This is a genomic window from Muricoccus vinaceus, assembly GCF_042433125.1.
GTDB classification, from domain to species: Bacteria; Pseudomonadota; Alphaproteobacteria; order Acetobacterales; family Acetobacteraceae; genus Roseomonas; species Roseomonas vinacea.
On the sequence record NZ_JBHLVZ010000060.1, the window covers coordinates 86,630 to 104,975 of the forward strand.

Sequence of the window (18,346 nt, forward strand, 5' to 3'; positions counted from 1 at the left end):
GATGTGGAGAATGCCACTCAGTGATGTGGAAGGTCAAACATCTTTCGCGACGTGCACCACCACGCCCGCACGCACCAGGGCGGCGGCGAGCGGCGGGGGAGGGGGGGCGTCCGTCACCAGGTCGGTGAGCGCGGAAAGGTCGGCCACGTGCTCCAGGTAGCCCCGGCCGAACTTGCCGGAATCGAGCAGCAGCACCCGCCTCGGCGCGCGATCGAGCATGGCGCGCTTGACCCAGGCGGCCCGGCTCTCCGCATCGGTCGGTCCTTCCGGCAAAAGGCCGGAGGCGCCGATCAGGGCAATGTCGGCGGAGAAGCGGCGCAGGAAGGCGTCGGTCTCGGCGCCGTAGAGGGCGCGCTCGGCGGCGTAGAACTCACCCGGGGCGACCAGCACGCGCAGCCCCGGCGCCTCCCCGGCGGCGGAGACGACGGGCAGGCTGTTGGTGATGATGGTGGCCGCAGCCCCACGCCCCGCCAGGGCTCGGGCGAAGCGGGATGTGGTGCTGCCGGCATCCACCATCACCACGGCGCCCGGCTCCACCAGGGCGGCGGCGGCGGCGCCGATCCGCGCGCGCTCGGGACCCGCCATGGCCTCGCGCGCCAGCAGGTCGGGCTGGATGCCGGCATGGGTGACGGAGGCGCCGCCATAGGTGCGCCGCACCGCGCCCTTGGCCGAAAGCTCCTCCACATCCCGCCGCACCGTTTCGCCGGACACGCCGAAGCGCGCCGCGAGTGCGCTGATCCGCACCGTCGGGTCCGTGTTCAGCGCCTGGAGAATGGCGGCATGCCGCGCATCCTTCCCCGGCGCGCCATCCTGCCGCCTTGCCATGACACCAGGGTGATCGGGTGGCGACGGGCACGCAACCGTCCCCGGGCGGCCACTTGGCCGTCCCGCCCCGGGCGGCCACTTGGCCGTCCCGCCCCGGGCGGCCACTTGGCCGTCCCGCCCCGGGCGGCTGCTTGGCCGTCCCGCCCCGGGCGGCCGCTTGGCCGTCCCTCTTGGCCGCAGCCTTCGCGGCATGACAGGCTGGAGTGGAACGCAGCCTTCCGGAGCCGCCCGATGATCCGCCGCCGCCCCCTGATCGCCGCCGGCGCCCTGCTGCCGATGGCCGCGCGTGCCCAACCGGCCGCCGCGCCCGCGATGCCGGCACCGGGGCGCCGCGCATGGGCGGCGCAGGTGCCGCAGCTTCGCCTGGGCGTGCTGGGGGGCGAATCGGAAAGCGACCGCCTCGGCCGCTACGAGGGCTACCGCAAGCTGTTCGAGGACACCTTCGGCGTCCCCACCCGCATGTTCTTCGCTTCCGACTATTCCGGCGTGCAGCAGGCCTTCGCCGCGAAGACGCTGGAGATCGCCAACATGTCCCCCGCCGCCTATGCCGGCGTCTGGCTGGACACGAATGGCGGGGTGGAGCCCATCCTGGTGACGCAGGAACCGGACGGCAGCACCAGCTATGTCGCCCTGATGTATGCGCGCGCCGACTCCGGCATCACCAGGCTGGAGGAGATGCGCGGCAAGGCCATGGCCTGGTCCGATCCCAACTCGGCCTCGGGCTACCTCATCCCGCGCGCGGAACTGCGCGCCGCGGGAATCGTGCCGGAAACCTTTTTTGGCCGGACGGGCTTCGCCGGCGGGCATGACCAGGCGCTCGTGGCGGTTCTGCAGAAGCAGTACGACGCCGGGGTCTGCTGGTCCTCCGGCCAGGGCGACGAAAGCAAGGGCTTCTCCCGCGGCGTGCTGACGGCGGCGGTGGAGAAGAACCTGCTGAACATGCGCGACATCCGCATCATCTGGCGCTCCCGCCCCATCCAGAACGGCCCCATCGTGGTGCGGAGCGACCTGCCGGCGGACTTCAAGCGCGACATGGTGAACTTCCACCTGGCCCTGCCCCGTGCCCATCCCGACATCCACAAGGCCGTGGAGCGCGGCAGTGCCATCGGCTGGCTGCCCACGAAGCACGAGGATTACGCCGTGTTCGTGGACATGCGCCGGGCCGAGGCGGCGGAGCGGCGCCGGCGGAACTGATGCCGCGGCCGGGGCTCCCCGCTTATTGACGGGCGCGCTGGTTTCCCTCCACAGAATTCGGCCTTAACTCCCGCCGATGCCGAGCCCCCCCAAGTTGCGCCGTCCGCTGGTCTTGGCCTCGGTCATGGCCTCGATGTTCATGATCGCGATCGAGGCCACCATCGTCTCGACGGCCATGCCGCAGATCGCGGGGAGCTGGGCGACCTCCACCTTTACTCCTGGGTCTTCGCCTCCTTCCTGCTGGCGCAGACCGCGACCACCATGGTGTTCGGCAAGCTGGCCGACATCCACGGCCGGCGGCCGGTGATGCTCTGGGGCATCGCGATCTTCCTGCTGGGCTCGGTGCTCTGCGGCCTGTCCTGGTCCATTCCGTCCCTGATCGCCTTCCGGCTGGTGCAGGGAATCGGGGCGGGGGCGATCCAGCCGATCTCCCTGACCATCGTCGGCGATCTCTACTCCGTGCAGGAACGGGCCCGCATCCAGGGATGGTTGGCCAGCGTCTGGGGCATCTCCTCCGTCGCGGGGCCGCTCGTCGGCGGGGTGATCATCGGCCATGCGAGCTGGGCCTGGATCTTCTGGATGAACCTTCCCATCGGCATCATCGCCGCCGCCGGCTTCGCCCTCTACCTGCGCGAGGACGTATCGCGCGAGAAGCAGCCGGTGGACGCCGCCGGCGCCATCCTTCTCACCCTCGCCGTGGCCGGCGTGATGGTGGCCACGGCCGATCCCGGCAGCGCGCTCTCCATCGCGTCGCTCCTCGCGGGCCTCGCCTGCGCCGTCGCCTTCCTGTGGCAGGAGCGGCGGGCGGCGGACCCCATCCTCGATGTGGCCCTCTGGCTGCGCCGTCCCATCGCCACCTCCAACGCCACCGTGCTGTTCAGCGGCATGGCCCTGATCGGGCTGACCACCTTCCTTCCCATGTACGTGCAGGCCGTGATGGGCCGCTCCGCGCTCGTGGCCGGCTTCACGCTCACGGTCATGGTGTTCGGCTGGCCGGTGGGGGCCACGATCGCGGCGCGGGCCTTCGGGCGCTTCGGGCTGCGCGCCTGCCTGCTGCTCGGGGCCGTGCTGGTGCCGGCGGGGTCGCTGGCCTTCGTGGTGCTCGGCCCCGGTTCCTCCCCCTGGTTCGCCGGGGCGGGCTCCTTCGTGATGGGGCTGGGAATGGGCTTCCTCAGCGTCTCCGCCGTGGTGATGGTGCAGGAAAGCGTCGGCTGGGCGGAGCGCGGGGCGGCCACGGCGTCGAACGTCTTTTCCCGCAACCTCGGCAGCGCGCTGGGGGCCGCGGTGCTGGGGGGCGTGCTGAACATCGCGCTCTCGCGCCAGGGCGGCACGGCCGGCGGGATCGACTTCGAGGCGATCCGGCCGCTGCTGGAGCATGGCGGCACAGCCGCCGGCGCGGCGGCCCCGGCCGTGAACGGCGCCGTGCGGGCCGCGCTGGATGGGGCCCTGCACCTCACCTTCTGGGCGGTGCTGGCCACCGGGGCGATCACGCTGCTGCTGGCGCTGCTGGTGCCCCAGGTGGCGCCGCGCGCCCGCGGCCAGGAGGCGGGCGCGCCCGCGGATTGATGCCCACGGATTGATGCCCGGGGACGGGAATGGCGATGGGCGGGGGCGGGACTAGCCCGGCGGCATCCTGGCCTCCCGCGCGGGCAGGAAGCGGCCATCATAGACCTCCTCCGGCGCCGGGGCGCGGGCCAGGCCGAAGCCGCTGGCCACCGTGCTGATCGTATCCGCCAGGCGCGATGGCTCCACGTCCCCGATGCCGCGTGCCCGGGTTGCGGGGGTCAGGATCTGGCGCCGGGCAAGCCAGGTCAGGCGCTCCGCCTCCAGTGCCGCGTCGATCAGGGCCGACTGTGCGGCGATGGTCGCCACCACCGCCTTCGGGTCCGCCACCGCGTCGCGGAAGGCGCGGGTGGCCGCGGCCAGGAAGCGCCGGACGGCATCCGGGTTGTCCCGGATGAGAGGCTGCCCGGCCAGGATCGAGTTTCCGTAGCTGTCGATCCCGTGGTCGGCGTAGGGAAGGAAGCTCACATCCTCGAGCCGCGTCCCGTTGGCCTTGATGTTGAACCAGGTCGTGTAGTCGAAGCCCGTCACGCCCGCGACCTGCCGGGTCAGCAGCATCTGGTCCCGCAGCTGGGCCGTGACCTGGCGGCGCATGACCTTGGCCTCGTCCACGCCGTTGATCTTCAGGAAAGCCGGGAACATGCGCGATGCCCCGTCCGAGACGCCGTTGCCGATCACCTTTCCCTCCAGGTCGCGCGGCGAAACGATGCCCGCGGATTTCAGGCTGATCACGGCCTGCGGAGACCGGTTCTGCAGCACCATCACGGCGCGCGGCGTGTTCTCCGGCTGGCGCGCGGCGAATTCCGACAGGGTGGAGAGGTCGCCCACGCCGAACTGGTAGGTGCCCGAGGCCACCCGCGTGATGGCGTCGCCCGAGCCGTTGGAGGGGTCGATCTGCACGTCGAGCCCGGCCTTGCGGAAGTAGCCGCGCGCCTCGGCGTGGTAGAACGGCGCGGTGGACCCATCTACGGCGAAGTTCAGCACGAGCCGGACCCGCTGCCGCTCCTGCGCGCGGAGGATGCCGGGCGCGGCGAGAAACCCGAGGGAGCCGGCCGCGACGGCGCGGCGAGAGAGGATGAGGGGCATGGCGCGAGACGGTCTCCCGGAGGATGGCGTGGCTGGGGCGGGCGGAGCCGCCCTTGACCGGTTCCAGGCAGGTTCCGTGCCGCGCCGGGCCCTTGCCCCCCTGCCTTTGCTGCTGCTGGCCGCCCCGGCCCTCGCCCAGGAAGCCCCTTCCGAACTGCAGGTGGCCGGCCGCCGCCTCGTGCTGAACGGCACGGGGGTGCGCCGCTTCCTGCTGGTGGAGGTGTTCCGCGGCTGGCTTTACCTCGAACGGCGCAACTCGGACGCCGAGGCCATCATCGCCTCCGGCGGCACCAAGCTGCTGCGCCTGCGCTACGCGGTGCCCGTGCCCAAGGCACGGCTGGTGGGCGGTTGGGAGGACGGCTTCCGCGACGGCTGCAACTGCGAGATGCCGCCCGCCTTCCGCGCCCGGCTGCGCGACCTGCCGGCCGGGCAGGTGGAGGACTGGCTCTTTCTGCCCGACCGCACGGAGATCGCCTATTCCGGCGAGGCGCCGGCCGTGGTCAGCGCGGGGAACGGGGCCATGATGCTGCGCAGCTTCATCGGCCCCGACGCCGAAAGCGCGGGGCTGCGGCGGGGGCTGCTGGGTCAGGCCTGAGGGGCCGCGAGGTCCAGCCTTGATGCCCGCAACGGCCGCTGGCTGGGGTGAACGGCAGGCACGACGAACGCAAGGCGGACGGGCGGCGGCTCCGGGGCGCCTCGTCGAACACCATGCCGCGCCTTGAGGCGCTCGCCCGTTGCGGGCCGATGCGGGCGGGGACGACCACGAGCGTTTCCGACCTGCGGCCCGGGACGGGCCGCGCCGTTCCATTGGCCTGAAACGGCGGAGGGGGAACCACTTTCACGGCTATGTCATCGCCACCCCCGCGGCGACCCGCGCATCCTTTCCATGCCGGTCACACGGTGACCCAAAAAAGGGAGGTACGCTCGTGCAAGGTAGAGCATTTCTGTTCGGCGCCGGGTTGTTGCTCGCTTCGGTGGCGTCGATGGCATTGGCCCAGCAGCAGCCCCTGCCGGGCCGTGGCGCCCCGTCCAACACGGGCGGCTCCATCCCGGGGGAGACGTCGCCCTCCGTCCGCCCACCGACGCCGGGCCCAGTGCAGGGCCAGATGCAAGGCCAGGTGCAAGGGCAGCAGGACAATCTCGAGCGGCTGCAGCAGTTCCGCACCACCGGCGCCTCCCTGCAGATCGAGACGGTGCCCCAGGAAGGCCGCCGCGCGGACGCGCTGCGCAGGAACCTCGAGCGCATCCGCTTGCCCGAGGGATTCCGGATCGATCTCTACGCCGTGGTGCCGGACGCGCGGCACATGGCCATCGGCGCCGGCGGCGTGGTCTTCGTCGGCACCCGCAAGACGCGGGTCTGGGCGCTGACGGATCGCGACCGCGACCGGATCGCCGACGAGGTGAAGGTCTTCGCGCCCTCGATCGGCTTCTCCGTGCCGAACGGGCTGTGCTTCTCGCCGGACGGCATCCTCTACGTCGTCGAGCACAACCGGGTCATCGCCTTTCCCGCCGCGGAATTCTTCTACGAGAGCCCGGACGTGGCGGCGGAGGTGGTGGTGCCGCAGGGCCAGCTCATCCCCGCCGCGGAGGAGAGCTTCAACCACGGCGCGCGGGTCTGCCGCATCGGGCCCGACAACAAGCTCTACATCTCGCTCGGCCAGCCCTTCAACGTGCCGCTTCCCGCCAAGATGGAGATCTTCAACCGCGCCGGCATGGCCGGCATCATCCGCATGGACCGCGACGGCCGGAACCGCGAGGTCTATGCGCGCGGGGTCCGCAATTCCGTTGGCATCGCCTTCCGGCCCAATTCCAGCGAGCTGTGGTTCACCGACAACCAGGTGGACGGCATGGGCGACAACACCCCGCCCGGCGAGATCAACCGCAGCACCGCCGCGGGGCAGAACTTCGGCTTTCCCTGGTTCGGCGGCGGCAATGTGCGCACCCGGGAATACGCGGACAGCCAGCCTCCGGCGAACGCCGTCCTCCCTGTCGTCGAGACGCAGAACCACGCCGCCGACCTGGGCCTGACCTTCTACGAGGGGCGCATGTTCCCGGAGGAATACCGCGGGGCCATCTTCAGCGCGCAGCACGGTTCCTGGAACCGCACGGAGCCCGTGGGCGCGCGGGTGATGGTGACCTTGCTGAACCCGGACGGCTCGGTGAAGGAGCACAAGCCCTTCGCGGAGGGATGGCTGGACGACGAGACCAACGAGTATCTCGGCCGCCCCGCGGACGTGGCCGTGCTGCGCGACGGCTCGCTGCTCGTCTCGGACGACATGGCGGGCGCCGTCTACCGCATCTCCTACAACCGAAGCAGGCGCTGATGCGGCGGGGAGCGGCCCTGGCGATGCTGCTGCTGGCGGGAGCGGCCACCGGCCCCGCACGGGCGCAGGAGGGCGATCCGCGCGCGGGCCGGCGGCTGGCCGCCGGCATCTGCTCGAGCTGCCACGGGCGGGACGGCATCGCCACCCTGCCCGAGGCGCCGAACCTGGCCGGGCAGAACCCGGCCTATGTCGCGGCGCAGCTCCGGGCCTATCGCGAGAACAAGCGCCAGAACGAGCAGATGAACATCGTGGCCCGGGAACTGACCGAGCGGCAGATCACCGATCTCGCGGCCTGGTACGCGGCGATCGAGGTTACGGCGACGATCCCGGGCCGGTAACACGCCCAACGGTTCCGCCCACTTGGAAGGGGCGGAACCACCGGGGCTCGTTGGTTCGCGTAGAGGGCGGGGAACTCCGCTCCGGCCCAGGCCCGGCGGCATGGTGCCGGATGCCCGGTGGGCGCGACGCAGTGCCGGCTCCCTTCACCCCCCGAACATCGCCCGGACCGCGGCGGGGTCCACCGCGCCCATCGTGGGCGGAGACCAGCGGGGCGCGTTGTCCTTGTCCACCAGCACGGCGCGCACGCCCTCCGCGAAGTCCGGATGGCGGGTCACGGCGCGGGTCAGGGCCAGCTCCATCGCGAGGCAGGCGGGCAGCTCCATCCCGGCCCCCCGCCGCAGCAGCTCCATCGTCACCGCCAGCGAGGTGGGGGACATCCGGTGCAGCACCGCCAGCTGCGCCCGCGCCCAGTCCGTGTTCTCCGCCATCAGCGCCGCCGTGACCGAGGCCATGTCGCCGGGGGCGAAGGCGCGCTCCACCGCGGCGCGCTGCGCCTCCACCCGGCCCGGCGGCACGGCGGCGGCGTGGCGCTCCACCTCGGCCGCATCGCCCGAGAGCAGGGCCTCGCGCAGCGCGGCCAGGCGCTCGCGCGGCACGTGGTGGGTGGCGAGCCCGGCCTCCACGGCCTCGGCACCCTGGAGCCGCGCGCCGGTCAGCGCCAGCCACTTGCCCATGGCCCCGGACATGCCGGGCAGGCGCGGCAGCACGAAGGAGGTGCCCACATCCGGGAACAGCGCGATCGCCGTTTCCGGCATGGCCAGCAGGGCGTGCTCCGTCACCACCCGGTGGCTGCCATGAATGGAAACGCCGATGCCCCCGCCCATGCAGACGCCGTCGATCAGGCTGATCCAGGGCTTGGGGTATTCGGCGATCAGGCGGTTCAGCGCGTATTCCCCGGCAAAGAAGCGCTCGATCGTCGCGCCGTCCCCGGCCAGGGCGGCGGCGCGGATGGCGCGCACGTCGCCGCCCGCGCAGAAGGCACGGCCGCCCGCGCCCTCCAGCACCACGAGGTCCACGGCCGGATCGGCCGCGAAGCGGGCGGCGGCCTCGGCCAGCCGGTCGATCATCTCCTGGTCGAGCGCGTTCAGGGCGCGCGGGCGGTTCATCAGGATGGTGCCGGCCCGGCCCTCCACCCGTGCCACGACGCTGGGTTCCGCTGCCTGGTCCATTCCCTACGTCTCCCGTTGCGCTCTTCCTCCGCCGTAGCGGCCGCCCGCCCGGCCGGCAAGGCGGCCCCGGTTGACACCGCCGCCCCGCCCCGCGATGGCTGCCCGCCCTGGAGGACCCCCATGGCGCGGCAACTGGTGAGCTTCGGAACCGAGGGCACGGTGTTCGGCCGCGAGGGCGCCGCGCGCTCGGCGCCGCAGCCGGCCATGCCCGCCGCAATGGCGGTGGCCCTGGTCGCCTTCGAGGGCATCCGCAAATCCGGCCAAGGCGCCACCCCGGCCCTGTCCTGGCTGGAACTGGGCGTGGGGCGCGGCGAAGTCGCCACCCTGCTGGGGCCCGCGGGCGCCGGAAAGAGCGTTGCCATCGACATCGCCGCCGGCTTCATCCAGCCCGATGCCGGCCAGGTGCTGATGAAGGGCGAGCGGGTCGCCCGCCTTCCGCCCTGGCGCCGCGACATCGGGCTGGTTTCCACCCAGCCCGACCTGTTCCCGGACATGACCGTGCTGGGCAACGTCACCTTTCCACTGGAGGCGCGCGGCACCGCCCGGGCCGAGGGCGAGGAGCGCGCCCTGGCCATGCTGGCCCGCTGGGGCATCCCGGCCTCCCTCGGCGCCGCCCGGCCCGCCGCCCTTCCGCCCGGGCAGCAGCTGCGCGTCGCCCTGGCGCGCGCCCTGGTGCACGCCCCGTCGCTGCTGCTGCTGGACGATCCGTTGCGCGCCCTGGAGGCGGAGGACCGCGACACGCTGGCCGCCGACCTGCTCCGCCTGCGCGCGGAGCTTGGCCTGACCGTGCTGCACGCGACGCGCGACGCGGCGCTGGCCCTGGCGCTGTCCGACCGCGTGGCGGTGCTGGAAGCGGGGCGGATGCGCCAATGGGGCACGCCGCGCGACCTGTATGACAGCCCGGCCGACCCGGTGGTCGCCGCCCTCACCGGGCCGTGCAACCGCCTGTCCGGCACCGTGGTGTCGATCGAGGACGGAGCATGCCACGTCCGGCTCGACTGCGGCCTGGGTGCCGTGGGGCTGCCCGTCATCGGGGCGGAGGGCTCGCCCCAGGCGGGTGGGCGCTGCACCCTGGTGATCCGGCCCGAGCGCGTGGCCGTGGCCCCCCTGTCGCCCGCCGAGCTGGGTGGGGACGCCGTGCCGGCCCGGCTGCTGGAGGCGCGCTTCGCCGGGGACCACCTGCGGCTGCGCCTGCTGATCGGGCAAGGGGGCGAGCTGCTGGTGCATCGCCCGATCGGCCTGCCTCTGCCGGAGACGGGCGGCGAGGCCTCCATCGCCTGGGACCTTTCGGCTGCCCGCGTCCACGCGGGGGGCTAGGGGGGGCGGAAAAGGCAGGGATGGCCGCGCGGCGGGTGCCCGGCCCGCCCGTGCTGCTCTATGCTGCGGTGCAGACCAGAAGGGGCGGGGGACCGCGATGACGCGCCGCATCACGCGCAGGCTGCTGGCCACCTCCCCGCTGTCCGCTGCCCTGTCGGGCCGGCCGGCCCGGGCCCAGGCGCGGGACCTGACCGTCGTCTCCTGGGGCGGCGCCTATCAGGACGCGCAGCGCGAGGTGATGTTCCGCCCCTTCCAGCGCGCCACCGGCCTGCGCCTGCTGGAGGAAACCTGGGACGGCGGCATGGAGGTGCTCCGCAGCCGCGAGCAGACCGCGCGCTGGGACATCGTGCAGCTGGAGGGAGACGAGCTTCTGCTGGGCTGCGACGAGGGCCTGCTGGAGCGCATCCGCCCGGAGCAGGTGGGCGGCGCCGCGCACTACGTCCCGGGCGCGCTGAGCGACTGCGGCGTGGGCAACATTCTCTACGGCTTCGTGCTGGCCTATCGCCGCGGCGGCGTCGCCCCCGATGGCTGGGCCGACTTCTTCAACACCGGCCGCTTTCCCGGCCGCCGCGCCATGCGCCGGGGCGCCAAGACCACGCTGGAGATCGCCCTCCTCTCGGATGGCGTGGCGCCGGAGGGCGTCTATCCGGCGCTGGCCACCGCCGCCGGGCTGGACCGCGCGCTGCGCCGGCTGGAGGCGATCCGCCCGGCGCTGCGCTGGTGGGAGCAGGGGAGCGAGCCGCCCCGGATGCTGTCCGCCGGGGAGGTGACGATGGCGGTGTCCTACAACGGCCGGATCGACGTCGCGAACCGCGACGACGCCGCCGACCTCGGCACCGTCTGGGCCGGGCAGCTCATCGCGCAGGACAGCTGGGCCATCCTGCGCGGCAGCCCGAACCGGGACCGGGCACTGGCCTTTCTCCGCTTCGTGGGCGATCCCGCGATCCAGGCCGGGCTCCCGCCGCGCATCCCCTACGGCGTCACCGCCCGGGGGGCCGAGGACGGGCTGGCCGACGACATCCTGGCCAACCTTCCGACGGCGCCGGACAACGCCCGGGGCGCGCTGCGCATCGACGACGGTTTCTGGCACCACAACCTGGACCGGCTGGAGCGCCGCTTCTCCGCCTGGCTGACCGGCTGATTCCTTTTCTTGAGAGCACCACCTGCGTGAAGCCCGATCCCCTGAAGGCCGCCCTGCTGGCCATTCCCCTGGTGTTGCTCGTTCTTGTCGGCGCCGTGGCTCCGCTGGGCCTGCTGCTCTGGCAATCCGTGCTGGAGTCGGAGGTGTCCCCGGCCCTGCCGCGCACCCTGCGCGTGCTCGGCCACTGGCAAGGGAAGGGGCTTCCCGACGACATGGCCTTCGAGACGCTGGCCGCGGACCTCGCCGCCCTCCGCGCAGCCGGGCCCGCGGGCGAGGACGCCATGGCGCGCGCCGACGCGCGCCTGGCCGCCGACGTGCCGGCACTGCGCGGCGTGCTGCCGGAGACCGCCCGCGTGGCCGCCGAGACCGGCACCACCCGCGCCGTTTCCGTGCTGGTCGCGCAGCCCGCCTGGGCGGAGGCGGAAAGCTGGGCCGCGCTGCGCCGGGCGGGGGAGGGCGTCTCGGGCTTCCACCTCTTCGCGGCACTGGGCCTGCGCCGCACGGCGGGAGGCTTCGAGGAGGCGCCGGAGGGCGCCCGCGCCCGCACCGCCCTTCTGCGCGGCGTCGCCGCGGCGGGGCTGGCGACGCTGGCCTGCCTGGTGCTCGCCTGGCCGCTCGCGCGCTGGATCGCCGAGGCGCCGCCCGGCCGCGCCGCCCTTCTCTCGGCCGCCACCGCCCTGCCCCTGTTGGCGGGCGAAGGCGCGCGGGCGACGGGCTGGGGCGCCCTGCTGTTGCCCGGCTCCGCCGCCGCCTTCGCGGCCCTGGTGCTGGGCCTCCTGCCGCTGATGGTGCTGCCGGTGGCGCTCGCGCTCCGTCACCACGGGCCCCGCCTGCCGCGCGCGGCCGCCGCGCTGGGCGTGCCGCCGGCCACCGTGCTGCGCCGCGTGCGCCTGCCCCTGGCCCGGCGCGGGCTCGCGGCCGGCGCCGCGCTGGTCTTTGCCCATGCGCTGGGGGCGCTGGCCGTGCCGGCCGCCCTGCTGCCGGACGAGCCCCTGGCCGCCGAGGCCCTGGCCGATGCCGCGCGCGCGGGACGATGGAGCGAGGCCGGAGCCCTGGCCGCCCTGCTGCTGCTGCCCGCCCTGCTGGTGGCCGGAGTTCTGCTGATCCGCCGGCGGGGGAGGGCGGCATGAGGCGCCTTGCCGCGGCCGCGCTGCTGCTGGCGCTGCTCGCCCCGCTTCCCGCCCTTTTGCTTGCGGGAGGGACGGGCGAGGGGACGCCCCTGCTCCCCCGCCTGCTTGCCGCCGCCGTGGCGGCCCTGGCCGCGACGGCACTGGGGGGCGCCGCGGGGATGGGCCTGCACGCCCGCTTCCGCGGCCGCGGCGCGGCCTTCGCCCTGGTCGCGCTGCCCCTGCTGCTGCCGCCCGTGCTGCCCGGCGCCGCGCTGCTGCTGGCCGGCGAGCGCACGGAGACCGGCGGCCTTCCCGGCACCGTCCTGTGGCACGTCCTTCTCGGCGCGCCGCTGGTGGCCGGGCTGGTGATGGCGGCGCTGGGACGCATCGACCCGGCCCTGTTCCGCGCCGCGCAGGCCTGCGGCGCCACGCCGGACCTGGCCGCGCGCCGCATCCTCCGCCCGCGCCTCCTGCCCGCGCTCGCGGCGGGGGCGGCGCTTTCCTTCGCGCTGTCCGTGGGGGAGGGCACGGTGGCCGCGATGCTGGAGGCGGGCGCGCCGGTCACGGCGGCACCCATCCTGTCCGTGCTGGTCGTGCTGGGGATGCTGCTCCTCGCCCTTCTCGCCCGGCCGAAAAGCGGAACGGCATGATCAGGGATGCCCCCTGGCCGCGGCAACTGCGGGCGGCGGGGCGACTTACGATCGGGGCGCGGCCAGCGCGCCTCCAGACAGGGAGACCCGCGCCGTGATCTCAGCCTTCCGCCGCGTTGTCCTGGCCGGGTTGCCCGCCCTGGCAGCCGCCGCCATGACCCGATCAGCCCAGGCGCAGAACCCGGCGCCGTCGCCCGCACCGGCGCAGGTTCCGGCCACGCCCATGGCGCCGGCCGCCGCCGGACCGCACAGCCTGCCGCCGCTGCCCTATGCCGCCACGGCGAACGAGCCCTTCATCGACGCCCAGACCATGCAGATCCATCACGACCTGCACCACCAGGCCTATGTCACCGGCCTGAACAACGCCCTGAAGGACCATGGCCAGCTCGCCGCCCTTCCGCTGCACGAGCTGCTGTCGAAGCTGAACGAGGTGCCGGAAAGCATCCGCACGGCCGTGCGCAACAACGGCGGCGGCCACGCCAACCACAGCATGTTCTGGCAGGTCATGGGCGGCCCGAACGCCGTGCCCACCGGCGAGCTGGACGCGGCCATGACGCGCGACCTCGGCGGCTTCAACAAGATGCGGACGGACTTCATGGCCGCGGGCGCCGGGCGCTTCGGCAGCGGCTGGGTCTTCGTGACCGTGGCGCGCGACGGCAAGCTGGCCCTGACCACCCGTCCCAACCAGGACACCCCCCTGTTCGAGGGTGAGCGCGTGCTGTTCGGCAACGACGTGTGGGAGCACGCCTATTACCTGAAGTACCAGAACCGCCGGCCGGAATACCTGGTGAACTGGTGGAACGTGGTGAACTGGAACAAGGTCGCCGAGCGCTACGCGGCCGCCAAGGCCGGCACGCTGACGCTCTGAGGATCGCAGGGGCCGGGGGAGGGGTGTTCCCCTCCTCCCGCCTATAGCCCTTCCGGCCGGCCTGCCACCGTCACGGCCAGGTCTTCCGGGCGCAGCAGCCGCGCCGCGACCTCGGCCAGCCGGTCCCGCGACAGCGCGGCGAGGCGTGCGGGGCGGTTGGCCAGCCAGTCCAGCGGGCGTTTGTTCCGCTGCAGGGCGAGCAGGATGCCCGCCACCTGCCGGGTGGAGGTGAAGGACAGCGGCTGGCTTCCGGTGAGATAGGCGATGGCCTCCTCGCGCTCGTCCTCCGTCGGCCCCGTGCCCGCCATGCGCGCCCATTCGGCCCTGAGCACGGCGAGCGTCTCGGCCATGCGGGCGTTCTCCGTGGCCACCGAGCCCACGATCACGCTGCGCCCGGCCACGGGCTCGGGGCCGGCATTGATGCCATAGGCCAGTCCGCGCTCAACGCGCACCGCGTTCATCAGGCGCGACGAGAAGCCGCCGCCCGCCAGCACGCGCATCACCACGCCCGCCGCCTCCCAGTCCGGATCGTCCACGGCCAGCCCGGCATGGCCGAACACGGCGGAGGATTGGGGGCTGTCCATGCCCACAACCCGCACGCCGCGCGCGGCGAAGGGCGGCAGGGCCGGCAGGGCGGCAGGAGCCTCGGCCGGCCAGTCCCCGAACAGCGCCAGCAGCACGTCCCGCAACTGGGACGCCGTGATGGCGCCCGAGGCCGCGACGCAGAGGCCACCACGGCGGAACTGCCGGGCGGGAACGCCCCGGAGCACCTCGGCCGGCAGGGTGGCGATGCTCTCGGCCGTGCCGCCCGGCGGATGGCCGAAGGGGCCGGGCAGGGCGCTGGCCCAGAACACCCGGCCGGCCTGCCCGCGCGGGCTTTCCAGCACCTGCCGCGCCCCGGCGATCGCGCGGGCGCGCACCCGCTCCACGTCGGGCGCTTCCATCCTCGGCGCGGAAAGCGCCATGCGGGCGAGGCGCGTGGCATCCGGCAGCGCGTCGGTCAGGCAGCGGAAGTTGCCGGAGAACTCGTCCCGGTCCGCCGAGAAGGAGACGGAGATGGCGGCGTCGCGGAGCGCATCCTGGAAGGCGGAGGCGGTGAGGTCCCCCGCGCCCTCCGTCAGCAGCGCGGCGGCCAGCGCGGCGGCGCCCTCGCGCCCCTCCGGGTCCAGCGAGGCGCCGCCGGGGACGGAGAAGGAGAAGGAGATGACCGGAACCGCGTGGTCCTCGGCCAGCCAGGCGGTCACGCCGGCCGCCTCCACCACCTGCACGGGCAGGGTGAAGCCGCTGGGGATGGTGCCGCTCACGGTGCGGAGTTCATGGGCGCGCGGGTGCCCTCGGGCAGCAGCCAGCCGGTGATGGAGGGATGGGTGAACACCGCGCGGGCGGCGGCCATGATGGCATCCGGCGTCACGGCGCGGATGCGGGCGGGCCAGTGCTCCACGGCATCGGCCGAAAGGCCGATGGAGAGCGCGCCGCCCAGCAGGCGCGGCGCGGCGCCCAGGCCGTCCAGCGAGAGCAGGGCTCCGGCGGTGAGCTGGCGCTGGCTGCGCGCCACCTCCTCCGCGGTCACGCCCGAATCCAGCAGGCCGGCGATCTCGTTCTCGATCGCGGCCTCGACCTTGGCGGGGGCGGTGTCGCCGCGCGGCGTGGCAAAGAGGCCGAAGGCGGCCGCGCCCAGCTCGTCGCTGTCGTAGCCGGCGCCGGCACCGACGGCGAGGCCGCCCTGCACGAGCGCGCGGTGCAGGCGCGAACCCGGCCCGCCGCCCAGCAGATGGGCCAGCACCTCCAGCGGGATGGCGTGCTCCATCCCCGCGCCGTCCCGCCCCCAGGTAAGGGTGGGGGCGATCCAGGCGCGCAGCATCTGCGCTTCCCGCACGCCCGGGTCGTTGCGGATGATCCGCCCCTCCAGCGGGGCGGGGGCGGGCTCGGCACGCCGGCGGGGGGTGGCGGGCGCGCCCTCGGCACCGCCGTACTCGTCCTCCACCACGCGCCGCAGCGCGGCCTCGTCCACCGCGCCGGCCACCACCAGCACGGCGTTCGCGGGGGTGTACCAGCGCCGGTGGAACTCCAGGATGTCGTCGCGCGTCAGGGCGCGGATCTCGTCGGCCCAGCCGATGATGGGGCGGCCGCGCCAGTGCTGGCGGCCCCACATGGCGGCGTCGAAGGCCTCGCGGAAGCGGGCGCGGGGGGAGCTGTCGGTGCGCTGGCGGCGCTCCTCCAGCACCACGGCCCGCTCGGGCTCCACGGTTGCCGCGGGATAAAGCGGCGCGCGCAGGCGGTCGGCCTCCATGGAGGCGACGAGGGCGAGGCGGGTCGCCTCCACCGTCTGGTGGTAGGCGGTGACGTCGCGGGAGGTGAAGGCGTTGTCCTGCCCGCCCTCGCGCGCGACGCGGCGGGAGAACTCGCCATCGGCGACCCTGGCGCTTCCCTTGAACATCATGTGCTCGAGGAAGTGGGCTAGGCCGGACTTGCCCTGGGGATCATCCCCGGCGCCGACGCCATAGAACAGGTAATGCGCCACAACCGGCGCCCCGCGCGTGCCGACATGGGCCACGCGGAGGCCGTTCGGCATCCGCCAGAGGTTGGCGCCGAAAAGAGGGCGGTCGACGGGGATGGGCGTGGCCGCCGGCGTGGCGATGGGTTCCGCGGCGGCTTGCGCATGGGCGCGGGCGGCCAGGGCAGCGGGCGCCGCGGCTGCGGTGGCCAACGCGGCGCGACGGGTCAGGGGATGCATTCCTGGCATGTGGGGGGCGAACAAGCGCTGGAGAATGGCCGGGCGAGCGGAAAACCGGGTGGCGTTCCGCGGCTGGCCATCCGCGCTACAGCAGGCCGTCCAGCAAGCCGCGCTGACGGCGCTGGATGATGGGCGTGTCGCCCGCTTCCGGGGAGCGGCCGAGGGCCGAGTTCTCCCGCAGGCGCTGCGTTTCCCTCTGGGGATCGAGCACGGTGCCGGGGCGCGGCGCGTCCTGCCAGAACATCAGGCGCTCCACCACGTTCTGCTGCGGGCGGTCAAGGCGAAGGCTTTCCTCGTCCACCTGGCGGCGGATGTTGCCGCTGGCCTGGGTGCCGGCGGCGCGCCCGGCCTGGGCGACCAGCGCGGCTTCCGCGCCCGAGGGACGGTCGCTGCGCCCTTCGCCCATCACGGTGCCGGGGGCCAGGGTGCTCTCGCCCCGCTCGCGCGCCGACATTTCCTGCGGGCGCTGGGCGCCGGGGCGCGGCGGCGGCAGGTCGCCCATGCTGGGCGGGATGGAGAGCGGTGCGCGGGTGACGACCTGGAACTCGTCCGGGGCGTCGCGCGTCAGGCCGAGCGTGCGGGCCGTGTCGCCGCCACAGGCGGCCAGCAGCAGCAACGGGGCCAGGAGGAGGGGTCTGGAGTTCATGGCACGGGCCTTCTAGCAGGAAGGGGCGGACGGCGGAAACAGGGCGGTTGCGGCGGGGCGGATGCGCCCGCGCCGCGCCCGGACGAAAGTTCTGGCGCCGCGCGAGGCGCCCGGATAGCCTCGCCCATGGAGCATGTTCCGGTTCCCCCCTTCGGGCCCTCGGTTTCCACCGACATCCACACGCATCTCACGGGGGCGCCCCGTTCGGCGGAGCTGGTCCGGCTGGGCCTTCTGGCCGATCTTCATTACCCCGCCGCCATGCTGGACCTCGCCGGCATCCCCCTGCCCGGGGGAATCCGCCTCGGCCAGGAGCACACCCGGATCCTGCCGGGCGGCATCGTGGCCCCGGCGCGGGGCTCCCCCATGGTGCGGCTGCGGGACCTTTCGCCCGGCTGCCTCGCCCAGCTCGCCGCGGCCATGGAAATGCCCCGGCGGCTTCCGGGGGCCGCCCCCATGGCGGATCCCTTCACCCTGCTCGAGCGTGCCTATTCCGTGCGCCGGCCCCTCGGCGCGCATCCGCTGCTGCTTCCTGGCATCCTCGCCTCCATCGCGGGGGATGCGAGGCGCGACGGGGTGCGGCACGTCGAGCTGAGCGCCAGCGCCCCCTTGGCCGAGCCGCCGGAGGGCGCCGCCTGGATGGCCATGGCCGAGGGGGCCGCGCTCCGGGTGCAGGCCGCCAGCGGGGTGCGCATCCTGTTCCTCGCCACGGTGAACCGCCACGCGTCGCCCGAGGCCATGGCGCGCTCGCTCGCCCTGCTCGACGAGCTGATGGAGCACCACCCGTTGCTGGTGGGGCTGGACGTGGCGGGCAACGAGACCAACCCCACCGGGGATTTCATGCCCGCCGTGGCCGCCTGGGCCGCGGCGCGGGTGCGGCGCGGGCGGCCCGCCGTGCTCCGCATCCATGCCGGGGAGACGCCGGGGCACCCCGGCAACGTCCGGGCCGCGCTGGAGGGGATGCGGGCGGCCGGGCTGCCCCCCGGCATGGGCCGCATCGGCCACGCCCTGCACGGGGTCGGCCGGCGGGAGGTCGCGCTGGCGCGGGAGATCGGGGCCGTGGTGGAGATGGGCATCGGCTCGAACCGCGCCCTCGGCTATGGCGGCCGCTCCCTCCGGAGCGGGGGCGGCGCCAGGCTGGCGCGCCTCATCCGGGCGGGGGTGGCGACGGTGCTCGGAACGGATGGGCACGGCATCTACGCGACCTCCAGCGCGCGCGAGGTCCGGCGCGCGGTGAGGGACGGCGCGACCGAAGGGGTGCTCGCGGAGGTCGCCGCCCACGAGGCCGGGCACCTCGCCCGGATGCTGCAGGCCTTTCCACGCCTTGCCGGCGTGGCGGGTCCGTGCCCGGGGCTGCCGCCCGTGCCTGCACCCTAACCCGGCG

At 74.1% G+C, this 18,346-nt stretch carries 18 protein-coding genes; 11 read left to right on the plus strand and 7 right to left on the minus strand.

The features are described 5' to 3' along the window. Positions 1–33: 33 nt before the first annotated feature. On the minus strand, positions 34–825 hold the full coding sequence (locus tag ACFFIC_RS17760; protein WP_377052754.1) for a DeoR/GlpR family DNA-binding transcription regulator: 792 nt from the start codon (positions 823–825) through the stop codon (positions 34–36). A 231-nt stretch (positions 826–1,056) separates the two neighbouring features. Between ACFFIC_RS17760 and phnD the strand changes: the two genes are divergently transcribed. Continuing rightward, on the plus strand, positions 1,057–2,019 hold the full coding sequence (phnD, locus tag ACFFIC_RS17765) for a phosphate/phosphite/phosphonate ABC transporter substrate-binding protein (protein WP_377052756.1): 963 nt from the start codon (positions 1,057–1,059) through the stop codon (positions 2,017–2,019). A gap of 63 nt (positions 2,020–2,082) precedes the next feature. Here the strand turns inward: phnD and ACFFIC_RS17770 are convergent, their stop codons facing one another. Beyond that, positions 2,083–2,229, minus strand: coding sequence for a hypothetical protein (locus tag ACFFIC_RS17770; protein WP_377052758.1), 147 nt, complete (start codon positions 2,227–2,229; stop codon positions 2,083–2,085). Positions 2,230–2,259: 30 nt separating this feature from the next. On the opposite strand from ACFFIC_RS17770, the gene ACFFIC_RS17775 reads away from it, so the two are divergent. Further along, positions 2,260–3,585 (plus strand): MFS transporter, encoded by a 1,326-nt coding sequence (locus ACFFIC_RS17775; RefSeq protein ID WP_377052920.1) that lies wholly within the window; start codon positions 2,260–2,262, stop codon positions 3,583–3,585. Positions 3,586–3,636: 51 nt separating this feature from the next. On the opposite strand, the gene ACFFIC_RS17780 is transcribed toward ACFFIC_RS17775, so the two are convergent. Continuing rightward, positions 3,637–4,668: an ABC transporter substrate-binding protein gene (locus tag ACFFIC_RS17780; RefSeq protein WP_377052760.1), complete on the minus strand. Its 1,032-nt coding sequence runs from the start codon at positions 4,666–4,668 to the stop codon at positions 3,637–3,639. A 76-nt stretch (positions 4,669–4,744) separates the two neighbouring features. Here ACFFIC_RS17780 and ACFFIC_RS17785 point away from each other — a divergent pair, with 76 nt between their 5' ends. From ACFFIC_RS17785 to ACFFIC_RS17795, 3 genes are all read left to right on the plus strand, one after another. Continuing rightward, positions 4,745–5,263 (plus strand): chalcone isomerase family protein, encoded by a 519-nt coding sequence (locus ACFFIC_RS17785; RefSeq protein WP_377052762.1) that lies wholly within the window; start codon positions 4,745–4,747, stop codon positions 5,261–5,263. 388 nt (positions 5,264–5,651) lie between these two features. After that, positions 5,652–6,992 (plus strand): PQQ-dependent sugar dehydrogenase, encoded by a 1,341-nt coding sequence (locus tag ACFFIC_RS17790; RefSeq protein ID WP_377052764.1) that lies wholly within the window; start codon positions 5,652–5,654, stop codon positions 6,990–6,992. After that, positions 6,992–7,330, plus strand: a complete 339-nt coding sequence (locus ACFFIC_RS17795) for a c-type cytochrome (RefSeq protein ID WP_377052766.1) — start codon at positions 6,992–6,994, stop codon at positions 7,328–7,330. Before ACFFIC_RS17790 ends, ACFFIC_RS17795 begins: the two co-directional genes overlap by 1 nt. A gap of 144 nt (positions 7,331–7,474) precedes the next feature. Here ACFFIC_RS17795 and ACFFIC_RS17800 read toward each other — a convergent pair whose 3' ends face one another. Next, positions 7,475–8,500, minus strand: coding sequence for an enoyl-CoA hydratase/isomerase family protein (locus tag ACFFIC_RS17800; protein WP_377052768.1), 1,026 nt, complete (start codon positions 8,498–8,500; stop codon positions 7,475–7,477). A 120-nt stretch (positions 8,501–8,620) separates the two neighbouring features. Here ACFFIC_RS17800 and ACFFIC_RS17805 point away from each other — a divergent pair, with 120 nt between their 5' ends. The 5 genes from ACFFIC_RS17805 (at position 8,621) to ACFFIC_RS17825 (ending at position 13,585) form a co-directional block, all read left to right on the plus strand. Next, entirely contained in the window at positions 8,621–9,817 is a 1,197-nt protein-coding gene (locus ACFFIC_RS17805) for an ABC transporter ATP-binding protein (RefSeq protein WP_377052770.1), read from the plus strand. 97 nt (positions 9,818–9,914) lie between these two features. Further along, positions 9,915–10,958 (plus strand): ABC transporter substrate-binding protein, encoded by a 1,044-nt coding sequence (locus ACFFIC_RS17810; protein ID WP_377052772.1) that lies wholly within the window; start codon positions 9,915–9,917, stop codon positions 10,956–10,958. Between the two features lie 26 nt (positions 10,959–10,984). Further along, positions 10,985–12,088 carry an ABC transporter permease subunit gene (locus tag ACFFIC_RS17815; protein WP_377052774.1) on the plus strand — a complete coding sequence of 368 codons (1,104 nt, stop codon included), beginning with the start codon at positions 10,985–10,987 and terminating at the stop codon, positions 12,086–12,088. Further along, positions 12,085–12,717: a hypothetical protein gene (locus tag ACFFIC_RS17820; RefSeq protein WP_377052776.1), complete on the plus strand. Its 633-nt coding sequence runs from the start codon at positions 12,085–12,087 to the stop codon at positions 12,715–12,717. Before ACFFIC_RS17815 ends, ACFFIC_RS17820 begins: the two co-directional genes overlap by 4 nt. Positions 12,718–12,811: 94 nt before the next feature. Next, positions 12,812–13,585, plus strand: a complete 774-nt coding sequence (locus ACFFIC_RS17825) for a superoxide dismutase (RefSeq protein WP_456306942.1) — start codon at positions 12,812–12,814, stop codon at positions 13,583–13,585. A gap of 41 nt (positions 13,586–13,626) precedes the next feature. Here the strand turns inward: ACFFIC_RS17825 and ACFFIC_RS17830 are convergent, their stop codons facing one another. From ACFFIC_RS17830 to ACFFIC_RS17840, 3 genes are all read right to left on the minus strand, one after another. Beyond that, positions 13,627–14,889 (minus strand): M16 family metallopeptidase, encoded by a 1,263-nt coding sequence (locus ACFFIC_RS17830; protein WP_377052778.1) that lies wholly within the window; start codon positions 14,887–14,889, stop codon positions 13,627–13,629. Beyond that, positions 14,886–16,319, minus strand: coding sequence for a M16 family metallopeptidase (locus tag ACFFIC_RS17835; protein ID WP_377052780.1), 1,434 nt, complete (start codon positions 16,317–16,319; stop codon positions 14,886–14,888). The genes ACFFIC_RS17830 and ACFFIC_RS17835 overlap by 4 nt, the downstream gene beginning before the upstream one ends. A gap of 85 nt (positions 16,320–16,404) precedes the next feature. Next, positions 16,405–16,965 (minus strand): DUF3035 domain-containing protein, encoded by a 561-nt coding sequence (locus ACFFIC_RS17840; RefSeq protein ID WP_377052782.1) that lies wholly within the window; start codon positions 16,963–16,965, stop codon positions 16,405–16,407. A gap of 126 nt (positions 16,966–17,091) precedes the next feature. On the opposite strand from ACFFIC_RS17840, the gene ACFFIC_RS17845 reads away from it, so the two are divergent. Next, complete coding sequence (locus tag ACFFIC_RS17845) at positions 17,092–18,339, plus strand: amidohydrolase family protein (RefSeq protein WP_377052784.1); 1,248 nt, start codon at positions 17,092–17,094, stop codon at positions 18,337–18,339. Positions 18,340–18,346: the final 7 nt, after the last annotated feature.

Excerpts from the sequence above, each read along its gene's own strand:
- ACFFIC_RS17805 (WP_377052770.1), top strand. The coding sequence starts at position 8,621 with ATGGCGCGGCAACTGGTGAGCTTCGGAACCGAGGGCACGGTGTTCGGC.
- phnD (WP_377052756.1), top strand. The coding sequence starts at position 1,057 with ATGATCCGCCGCCGCCCCCTGATCGCCGCCGGCGCCCTGCTGCCGATG.
- ACFFIC_RS17780 (WP_377052760.1), bottom strand. The coding sequence starts at position 4,668 with ATGCCCCTCATCCTCTCTCGCCGCGCCGTCGCGGCCGGCTCCCTCGGG.
- ACFFIC_RS17760 (WP_377052754.1), bottom strand. The coding sequence starts at position 825 with ATGGCAAGGCGGCAGGATGGCGCGCCGGGGAAGGATGCGCGGCATGCC.
- ACFFIC_RS17820 (WP_377052776.1), top strand. The coding sequence starts at position 12,085 with ATGAGGCGCCTTGCCGCGGCCGCGCTGCTGCTGGCGCTGCTCGCCCCG.
- ACFFIC_RS17845 (WP_377052784.1), top strand. The coding sequence starts at position 17,092 with ATGGAGCATGTTCCGGTTCCCCCCTTCGGGCCCTCGGTTTCCACCGAC.
- ACFFIC_RS17795 (WP_377052766.1), top strand. The coding sequence starts at position 6,992 with ATGCGGCGGGGAGCGGCCCTGGCGATGCTGCTGCTGGCGGGAGCGGCC.
- ACFFIC_RS17840 (WP_377052782.1), bottom strand. The coding sequence starts at position 16,965 with ATGAACTCCAGACCCCTCCTCCTGGCCCCGTTGCTGCTGCTGGCCGCC.
- ACFFIC_RS17800 (WP_377052768.1), bottom strand. The coding sequence starts at position 8,500 with ATGGACCAGGCAGCGGAACCCAGCGTCGTGGCACGGGTGGAGGGCCGG.
- ACFFIC_RS17835 (WP_377052780.1), bottom strand. The coding sequence starts at position 16,319 with ATGCATCCCCTGACCCGTCGCGCCGCGTTGGCCACCGCAGCCGCGGCG.
- ACFFIC_RS17790 (WP_377052764.1), top strand. The coding sequence starts at position 5,652 with ATGGCATTGGCCCAGCAGCAGCCCCTGCCGGGCCGTGGCGCCCCGTCC.
- ACFFIC_RS17810 (WP_377052772.1), top strand. The coding sequence starts at position 9,915 with ATGACGCGCCGCATCACGCGCAGGCTGCTGGCCACCTCCCCGCTGTCC.